The sequence below is a fragment of the Parabacteroides sp. AF14-59 genome (genome assembly GCF_003479515.1).
GTDB classification, from domain to species: Bacteria; Bacteroidota; Bacteroidia; order Bacteroidales; family Tannerellaceae; genus Parabacteroides; species Parabacteroides faecis.
Window position 1 is genome coordinate 91845 of the sequence record NZ_QUHH01000012.1, and the last position, 9157, is coordinate 101001.

Sequence of the window (9157 nt, forward strand, 5' to 3'; positions counted from 1 at the left end):
AACTTCATCTTATATAACATAATTCTAACACACTATGAAACGGATCATTACAGCACTGATCATCTTTTCCGGACTATGTAGTCCGTTGCTGCTTTCAGCACAGGATTCCTGGCAAGGCCTGATCGACCGGCTTACCTATTATTCACCGGAAAAATACAAATCAGCAATAGATAATCTGAAGAAGAAATATCCCGACAGCTATCGTCCGGATAAAAGCTGGGAAAAAGCACTCGAAGAACTGAAGACAGACAAAGAAACACTGATCAACGGTTTGAAGGCCAAAGACCCGAAGGCTGAAAAACAAGCTCAGAAGTTATTGAAACAACTGGACGCAGCCCTATTGGCAAACCCTCTTCTGGCAGATAAGCAAGTGGTTGCAATCCGCAGGACACTCGGTGAGAAGGCACGTAAAGCCATGAGCGGCGAACTGGGTATCGCCCCCTCCAATTTCCAGAATAACTCCGAGATATGGAATCCTAAAACAGGTTGGACCAACGAGTTTGTCTCGCTTACCATCAATCCCGGTAAAATCAAACAATCGACCTTATACAAACCGGAAGCGGGAATGATCGTTACCGATCCGGAACCTTATTTCGACGGAAAGAAACTGATGTATTCCTCTATCGGCTCCTCCGACCGCTGGCATTTGTTCGAACTCGACATCACAACAGGAAAAACCCATCAACTAACCCCGGATACATATAAAGATTTCGACAGTTTCGACGGTTGCTATACACCGGACGGACGTTATATTTTCTGTTCGACAGGAACCTTCCTGGGATTGCCTTGTACGGATGGAGGAAATAAAATGTGCGGATTATTCCTGTATGATCCGAAAACAAAACAAACCCGCCAGTTGACATACGACCAGGACAGCAATTGGGGACCGGTCATGATGGATAACGGTACCGTGCTCTACCAGCGTTGGGAGTATGCAGACCTGCCCCATTCCAATTCGCGCCTGTTGTTTACCATGAATCCGGACGGCACCACGCAATCGGCTTTCTATGGTTCCAACTCCTACTTCCCGACTTCATTCTTCAATGCCCGCCCCATACCAGGACGACCGTCAGCCGTGGTCGGCATTGCCTCCGGTCATCACAGCGTTTCACGTAGCGGGCGCATGCTGATTATCGATACCAATAAAGGGCGTCACGAAGCGGACGGAGTCGTTGCCGAAATCCCGTATGCCGGTAGAAAAGTGGAAGCAGTCGTTCGCGACCGCCTACCCGACGGTATATGGCCGCAGTTCCTGCAACCGTATCCATTGAACGATACATACTATCTGGTTTCCATGAAGGAAAATCCGGAAAGCCTGTGGGGGCTTTACCTGGTCGACACGTTCGATAACCGTACTCTAATTGCCGAAGAGGAAGATGTAGCCTACCTCGAACCAGTATTGATGGATAATCGTAAATCACCGAATGTAATCCCCGACCGTATCAATCTGGCATCTTCAACTTCCACAGTTTTCCTGCAAGACATTTATGAAGGTGAAGGACTAAAAGGAATTCCGCGTGGTACAGTAAAGAAACTACGCATCGGTTCTTTCAACTTCAGTCCGTGGGGTCAAGGCGGATTGCTGGGCACCATCGGTATGGACGGACCGTGGGACATCAAACGGATCCTGGGCGAAGTGGATGTCGAAGAAGACGGCTCGGCCATGTTTACCATCCCCGCCAATACGGCCGTATTCGTACAACCGCTGGATGCAGAGGGAAAAGCATTACAGGTCATGAGAAGCTGGTTCACCGGAATGCCGGGCGAAACGGTCTCTTGCATCGGTTGCCATGAGGAAAAATCGACAATAGCCATTCCGAAACGGACGAAAGCATCCCAACAAAAACCGCAGGCCATCAAAGAATGGTACGGGAAAGAGAGAGGATTCAGCTACCGTCACGAAGTACAGCCTGTTTTGGATAAATATTGCATCTCCTGTCACAATCAGGACAAACCTGGAAAACCGTACCTGAAAGGAGATAAATGGATCGATGACTGGACTTCGGACATATCGGGAAGAGCCTGGAAGAACGGCGGACATTTTACACTTTCGTATGCCAACCTGCATCGTTACGTGCGTCGGCCGGGTATCGAGAGCGATATGCACATGCTGGTTCCGATGGACGTACATGCCGATCAGACCGAACTGATGCAGATTCTCCAGAAAGGTCATTACGGTGTCAAGCTGGACAAAGAGTCTATGGAGAAGCTGGCCTGCTGGATAGACTTCAACGCTCCTTTCCACGGACGCCGTTCTGACATCCCGAAGTTTGAAGATGCAGAAAAGAGCAATGAATTGCGCGAACTATACCGCGAAATGTTCGGTGCACCGGAGTCGACCGCTGAATGGCTGCCGGAGATTCCACAGAATATCGAACCGGTCCGGTTTGAGAAGGAACAGAAAGCTATAGGCGATACCTTACTAGAGAAATGGCCGATCTACAACCCGACAGAAAAAACATATGCACAGTGGGGAGCAACCCATCAGAAACAACTAAATCTAGGGAATTTCCAGAAAAGCATTCCGCTGGGTAACGGCATTACTTTGGAACTGGTAAAAATACCGGCCGGTTCTTTTATTATGGGAAGCAACCGGAACCCGGACGAACTGCCGCAAACGATCGTACAGATAGACAAACCTTTCTGGATGGGACGTTTCGAGATAACGAACGCACAGTTCAGAGCTTATAACCCGGCACACGACAGCCGCGACGAACATCGCCACGGTTACCAGTTCGGACGGAAAGGTTATTCGATGAATCATCCGGATCAGCCTGCCGTACGCCTCTCCTGGCAGGAAGCAATGGACTATTGCAAGTGGTTATCCGAAAAGACCGGTATGAAGTTCTCCCTTCCTACGGAAGCGCAATGGGAATGGGCTTGCCGGGCGGGAAGCGACACGCCTTTCTGGTATGGTGACATGTCGGCCGATTTCTCCCGTTATGCCAACCTCGGAGATATCAAACTGAAAGAATTTGCCGCCTGTACCGCCTACAAATTCTATGAAAGTGCTATGGTCATTGAGAATCCGAATAAATACGACGACTGGATTCCACGCGATACGACTTATAATGACGGAGGATTTATTTCCGAACCGGTAGGGCGTTACGTCCGCAACCCCTGGGACCTGTTCGACATGCACGGAAATGTATGGGAATGGACCTTATCTTCCTACCAGCCCTATCCTTACAATGAAAAGGACGGGCGAAACGAAACCGTTTCAGAAAACGGTAAACGGGTTGTTCGTGGCGGTTCCTGGTACGATCGTCCTTACCGCTCGACCTCGTCTTTCCGTCTGCCGTACCGTGAATATCAGAAAGTTTACAATGTAGGATTCCGTGTAGTAATGACAGAAGAATGATATACCGATATTTCAGATACTTGTTTTTCATAGCAATGATTAGCACTTATTGCTCATGTAATGACACCAGAGAAAAGCTACTCGTTTCCGGCTGCGGCTGGAAACAGGTAGCGATTCTCGACAAAAAAACAGGAGAGATCGAATGGAGCCATCCGCTGGCAGCTCATGAGGATTGCAACGATGTTGAAATAACCCAAGAAGGGAATATCCTCTATGCCTATACCTCCGGTGCCCGGCTGATCAACCGTGAACAGCAGACGCTGTGGGACTTCAAGGCCAAGAAGGGGGAAGAATTATTTACTGCCACCCAATTGCCGTCCGGCCGTTACATGCTGGCCATCTGCGGTACGCCTTCCCGAATCATCGAACTCGATCCGCACGGGCAACCCGTAGAAGAAATAGAGTTCGATACCAGTATTACCGGCGTACATGACCAATTCCGTCAAATTGTAAAAACGCCTCAAAACACCTATCTGATACCGCTGATGGGAAAAGGAGAGGTTATAGAAATGAATAAGGAGAAAGAGGTCATCAACAAGGTCGAGTGCGGAGGAAATCCTTTTGCTATCCAGATATTGAAAAACGGGAACTGGCTGGTTTCATGCGGGGATGCGCACTATTTCGTCGAGATTGCCCCGGAAAGCAAACAGATTGTCTGGAAAGTCGGAAACGATGACCTGTCAAACATCTCTTTATTATTCGTAGCTGAACTGGTTCGATATAAGAACGGGAACACATTGATAAGCAACTGGAACGGACATAGCCAAGATAAATCGCAACCTTTGCTGATAGAAGTCGATCCGGATAACCGGGTCGTATGGACGCTTCCCCTTCATCCGGATATTGTGAACATATCGGCTGTTTATTCTTTTAAAGAGTAGAAAGCCTCCTGTCGATCGAGTAAATAATCTTATTCGAAAAGGATACGGAACCGGGTCAGGCCATCCGTATAGGTACGAAGGGAGAAAGAACAATTCTGCTTCTGTAGTACCTCGCGGATAAAGATCAACCCGATGCCCTGTCCGTTGGGTTTGGTAGAGAAGAAAGGACTGAACAGTTTCTTTTCAGTCTCTTTATCTATGCCCTTACCTGTATCGGTAATTTCCAGACAGACCGGATTGCGTGAAGTACGAATATAGATCTGGCCGTCATGCCCGATAGACTCCGCTGCATTCTTGATAATATTGACCAGGACCTGTTCGAAGAGCGAACTATCCAGCTTCACAACCGGAGAAATTTCATCCAATTCCATGATGATCCGGATATTACGATTCTGACAGATCGTTTCCATAAACCGTTTACAGGAGGTCACCACCGTATTCAATTCATGGTTACGCAACTGCGGCTCCGGAATACGCACGACATCGGCGAAGTTCGTTATGAAATGGCTCATGCTGTAACAACGTTCGATAGAGACACGTAACACGTCGCATATATCTTCCGTGTTTTCCATCTCGCTGAAAGTCGACTCCAGGGTATCCAGGGTAGAAGTGATGCCTGCTGTTGTATTGTTTACCTCATGCGCAATCATACGGATCACCTTTTCGTAGGCTTTCTTCTCCGCCTTGAATACCTCCTGTGTCAGTATCTCCACCAGATAGAACGAATGATGAAATCCCCTGTCCACAAAAGAAGAATGCGTACATTTATATATATTGGCATCATTCAGGCGGACAGTCTGCGATTCATACAAAGGGATGCGCGCCAACTCCACTGCTAACGGAGAGTCTATTTCTGCAAAAGATTTCCCGGCAAAATCGACAGACGACGGTTGACCGAACATCATACGGGCCGACAGATTAAGCGAAATGATCTCACCGTCCAGGTTCAGCATGATCACACCCATAGGAGATGCGTTGATCAGCAAATCCAGGAAATGATTCTGCTCCCGCAGATGCAGACGCTCGTTCTTCAGCTGTTCCATCATCTTATTGAAAATATCCACGATACGGTCGGCTTCCTTCTGTCCGACGCGGCTCAGACGGGAACTGAAGTCCTGTTCTTTCAGCAACTCCATACCATTACCGATAATATCCAACGGTTTGATGATGCGGCGATAAAAGAGGAAAAGATACAGAATAGTTATCAGGATAAGTCCCTCTACAAGGAAGAACAGGGCAGAAGATAAATTGTAGAAGACATAATAAGTGATCACTCCTAAAATAGTCAGCAGTAACCCTGTCAATATCCAAAACAATCCTTTGATCTTCATCTGAATATCATTTACTTATCGGTAGGTATTCCATATTTTTCCAGCCTGCGGTACAGGGCCGCCCGACTGATGCCCAAAGCGGAGGCGACATGCGAAAGATTCCCTTCATGTGTTTCCAGCGCTTGCAAGATGGTCTGTTTTTCTATCTCATCCAATGTCATTCCCTCGAAATTGACGCTTCCGCCTTTCCGTACCGGCTGGTTGTTACCCAGATTCAGGCATTGCCCTTCAAAGTCGGAAACATCCAGCAACGATTTGCCGGATACCAACATGGTCCTTTCCACCAGATTCTTCAACTCACGGATATTTCCGGGATAAGGAAGACGCTGCAGAAAACCGACGGCATCGGAAGAGAAAGAAACTCTCGGCAAACCGTTTATATCCGATTGCTTATCCGCAAAATAACGGGCAAGCAAAGGAATATCGTCTTTTCTTTCACGAAGTGCAGGCAGATGAATGGTGATCAGGTTGATCCGGTAGAACAGATCCTCGCGAAAAGTACGTGTTGCCACCATTTCCGGCAGATTACAGTTAGTTGCGCTGACCACCCGGATATCGACCTTGCGGGGACGGCTGTCACCCAGCACTTCAAATGTCTGATCCTGCAGTACACGTAATAGTTTTACCTGGCAAGACAATTCCAGGTCGCCTATCTCATCCAGAAAGATAGTTCCCTTATTGGCCATTTCAAAACGTCCTGTACGGTCGATATAGGCATCTGTAAACGCTCCCTTTTTATGTCCGAACATCTCACTTTCAAAAAGGCTTTGCGACAGTCCACCCAGATTAACCTTTACGAAGGCTTCTTTCATCCGCGGACTATTGGCATGGATCGCTTCAGCGATCAACTCCTTCCCCGTTCCACTCTCGCCGGTGATTAACACGGAAGCATTCGTTGGGGCTATACGTGAAACAGTACCCAACACCTCCATCAAAGCATCACTCTGGCCGATTATCTTTTCAAAGTGGAATTTATTATCGGCATCACTCCGGTTCAGGGGCGAATTCTTTTCCTTTTTCTGTTCATTCAACTCAAGCGCCGTACGGATCGACTTCAGCAACACGAGGTTATTCCAGGGCTTGGTGACAAAATCGAAAGCTCCTGCCTGCATACCTTGTACAGCCAGTGAGATAGACCCCCAGGCAGTCATCAATATAACCGGGACGTCCGGTTGAAATATCTTTACTTGCTTTAATAACTGTATTCCTTCTTCTCCCGTCGTAGTCAAGGTAAAGTTCATATCCATCAAAATCAGCTGCGGCGCTTCCCGACGCACGATAGCCAACGCTTCATTAGGCCCCGGAACAGCTTCCGGTTCAAAGCCTGCCCGCTTCAACAAAAAGGTAAGCGAAGAACGGACAGCAGCGTCATCATCAACAATCAATATCATATAGGTTTCTTTTAAGATTGGTAAAGATACAAATAAGTTGACAGATGACAGTTGACAGTTGACAGATTTGTTTACTAAAGACGAAGCTCACCTGTCAACTGTCACTTGTCAACTGTCAACTATTTTCTGACGATATCCTCAAAGTCTGCATCGAGATTGCGATCGTTCAGGAAATCATAAAGTGTCACACTACGGACATTATAGAAATAACTCCAGAACCCGTACAACTCCTGGATATGTTTCTGTTTTGCCTCGTCTTTCGATTGTTGGGCGTCATTCAGGTCAAGGATATTAATCTTTCCGATCATAAATGTTTCGATAGATGTCCGGTAACGCTTCTGGGCAATCTCGTCCGCCTCTTCCGCTATTTCCAGCTGGGCAGCCTGATTATTAAAATTCTCCACCAACAGGAAGATATTCTGATTGAAGGTCATCTGGTCCTGCCGGTTTTTGGAGAGTACGACTTCGCGGTTGGACTCGGCTACCTTTACTTTACCTTTCCGCTTCCCCCAGTCCAGCAAAGGAATACTAAAACCGACCTCGACCACCTGATTGTCTCGCAACGGATTATAAGCACCTCTGAAGTCACTGTCTTTTCCCGTATATCCTACGGACGCAAACAGATTGATATCGCGACGTTTTCCTCTCGCTGTCGCTACGGCGTAATCGGCTTCCAGTTGTTCGCGTAAAATACGTTTTGCAAATGAGTTGTTTTCCTGCGCCTTCTCCAACACTTCCTGATATACAAGGCGCATATCCGGTACCGATTCAGGAACGACAGGTTCTATCACATCGTCCTCGCTCAACCCGAGGAAAGAGCGCAACTGGAACATCTTGGCATTCAGATTGGACTGTGCCTCCGTCAATTTACCCTTTGCCTGCAATGCCGACAATTTCAATTGCATCAGTTCACTTTCGGATATATGTCCGATCTTTCGTTTGGCGATGGCAATATCATAGAGTTTGTTCGCATTATCCAGATTCTGGACAGAGGTTACCAGGTTCTCTTTTGCCAGCAACAGATTGAAGAAATAAGCGATCGTAGAGATCGTTACCCCTTCCACACTTTCGATATAGGCTGCCTTTGCCTCCTGGTAACGGACAGGCTCGATCCGGCGGTTCCATTTCTGGTCGTTCACTCCGAAGATCGGTTGCGTCAGGGTCAGGCCGATCGGTACACTCATATATTCATTGAAAGCTCCATCTCCCAATTGGCGGGAGAAATTAAGGGAAGAATTCAACGATATTTTACCACCGGTCAACGCTATATTCTGATCGACAGAGATCGCACCGCTCATCGACAGGTTATTATCCTGCACAAAGGCATAGGTTCCGTCCGACTGCTGGTAACGGGTATATTGCTTGCTATAACTGGGGATCGTTCCTTTGAAATTAACCTCCGGCAACTGGTCGGCTACATGGGTACGGTATTCCCAGTAGGACGTTTTCAACTCATTCAAAGCGACGGCGGCATCTACAGATTGGTGTTGTGCCAATGAGATCGCTTCTTTCAACGTCAGATGGACAATATTATCTTGTTCTTCGGCTCGCAAACCAAAGCTTGTCAGCAATAAGTAAGTAATGGCTATATAGATCTTTTTCATCGTAATATATGTTTTACCCAGCTATAGGCAAAAGCTATGCCAAAAACTTATACCATTGATTATCTGCCCTATACAAACAAAAGAAGTGTCCGATAATGAACAGTCTGTCCGATAATGAAGTCATTGAGGGAATAGGACGTAGTTCGTTAAGAACTAAGGAAAATTCAGTAAACTACATGCTATTTCATAGGGAGAGTCCTATTATCTTCTCCTAATGGTAATAAAGAGGTATAAGAGAAAGAGGTTCCAGCTAGATTGTGACATGGTAGTGACACTATAATGGCCCAGTTGTGCCACTAGGGTGGCATTACAGTGCCACTGCTATGCCACTACCTTTAGCATATAATGAATATTACATCTCTCTATCAGAGGAAACATAATTTACTTCTACCTCTTATTCATTCTTATATGGTACTTCAATAGAATCCGGATTCTTCTCAATAATCATTGGTACGAAGGACTTAACGAAGCATATGAGATGAATTTTAGCTGATATTTGATTGTGGATCCTTTGTATTTGTTATCTTTGCCGACATAAATAACAAAGTTCTTAACGAACTCCATTAAATTCAATAAACCTGTTTCACGT

At 46.7% G+C, this 9157-nt stretch carries 5 protein-coding genes; 2 read left to right on the plus strand and 3 right to left on the minus strand.

What is annotated here, in order from left to right:
• Positions 1–34: 34 nt before the first annotated feature.
• On the plus strand, positions 35–3361 hold the full coding sequence (locus DWW23_RS14150) for an SUMF1/EgtB/PvdO family nonheme iron enzyme (RefSeq protein WP_122353931.1): 3327 nt from the start codon (positions 35–37) through the stop codon (positions 3359–3361).
• 35 nt (positions 3362–3396) lie between these two features.
• A complete protein-coding gene (locus DWW23_RS14155) occupies positions 3397–4242 on the plus strand; it encodes a hypothetical protein (protein WP_233564338.1) in 846 nt (281 codons plus the stop codon).
• Positions 4243–4271: 29 nt separating this feature from the next.
• Here DWW23_RS14155 and DWW23_RS14160 read toward each other — a convergent pair whose 3' ends face one another.
• The 3 genes from DWW23_RS14160 to DWW23_RS14170 form a co-directional block, all read right to left on the minus strand.
• Positions 4272–5573, minus strand: coding sequence for a PAS domain-containing sensor histidine kinase (locus tag DWW23_RS14160; protein ID WP_122353933.1), 1302 nt, complete (start codon positions 5571–5573; stop codon positions 4272–4274).
• Between the two features lie 11 nt (positions 5574–5584).
• The gene (locus tag DWW23_RS14165; protein WP_122353934.1) at positions 5585–6964 is read right to left on the minus strand and encodes a sigma-54 dependent transcriptional regulator; all 1380 of its coding nucleotides are present in this window, start codon (positions 6962–6964) and stop codon (positions 5585–5587) included.
• Positions 6965–7083: 119 nt separating this feature from the next.
• Entirely contained in the window at positions 7084–8568 is a 1485-nt protein-coding gene (locus DWW23_RS14170; RefSeq protein WP_122353935.1) for a TolC family protein, read from the minus strand.
• Positions 8569–9157 lie beyond the last annotated feature (589 nt).

Excerpts from the sequence above, each read along its gene's own strand:
- DWW23_RS14160 (WP_122353933.1), bottom strand. The coding sequence starts at position 5,573 with ATGAAGATCAAAGGATTGTTTTGGATATTGACAGGGTTACTGCTGACT.
- DWW23_RS14170 (WP_122353935.1), bottom strand. The coding sequence starts at position 8,568 with ATGAAAAAGATCTATATAGCCATTACTTACTTATTGCTGACAAGCTTT.
- DWW23_RS14155 (WP_233564338.1), top strand. The coding sequence starts at position 3,397 with ATGATTAGCACTTATTGCTCATGTAATGACACCAGAGAAAAGCTACTC.
- DWW23_RS14165 (WP_122353934.1), bottom strand. The coding sequence starts at position 6,964 with ATGATATTGATTGTTGATGATGACGCTGCTGTCCGTTCTTCGCTTACC.
- DWW23_RS14150 (WP_122353931.1), top strand. The coding sequence starts at position 35 with ATGAAACGGATCATTACAGCACTGATCATCTTTTCCGGACTATGTAGT.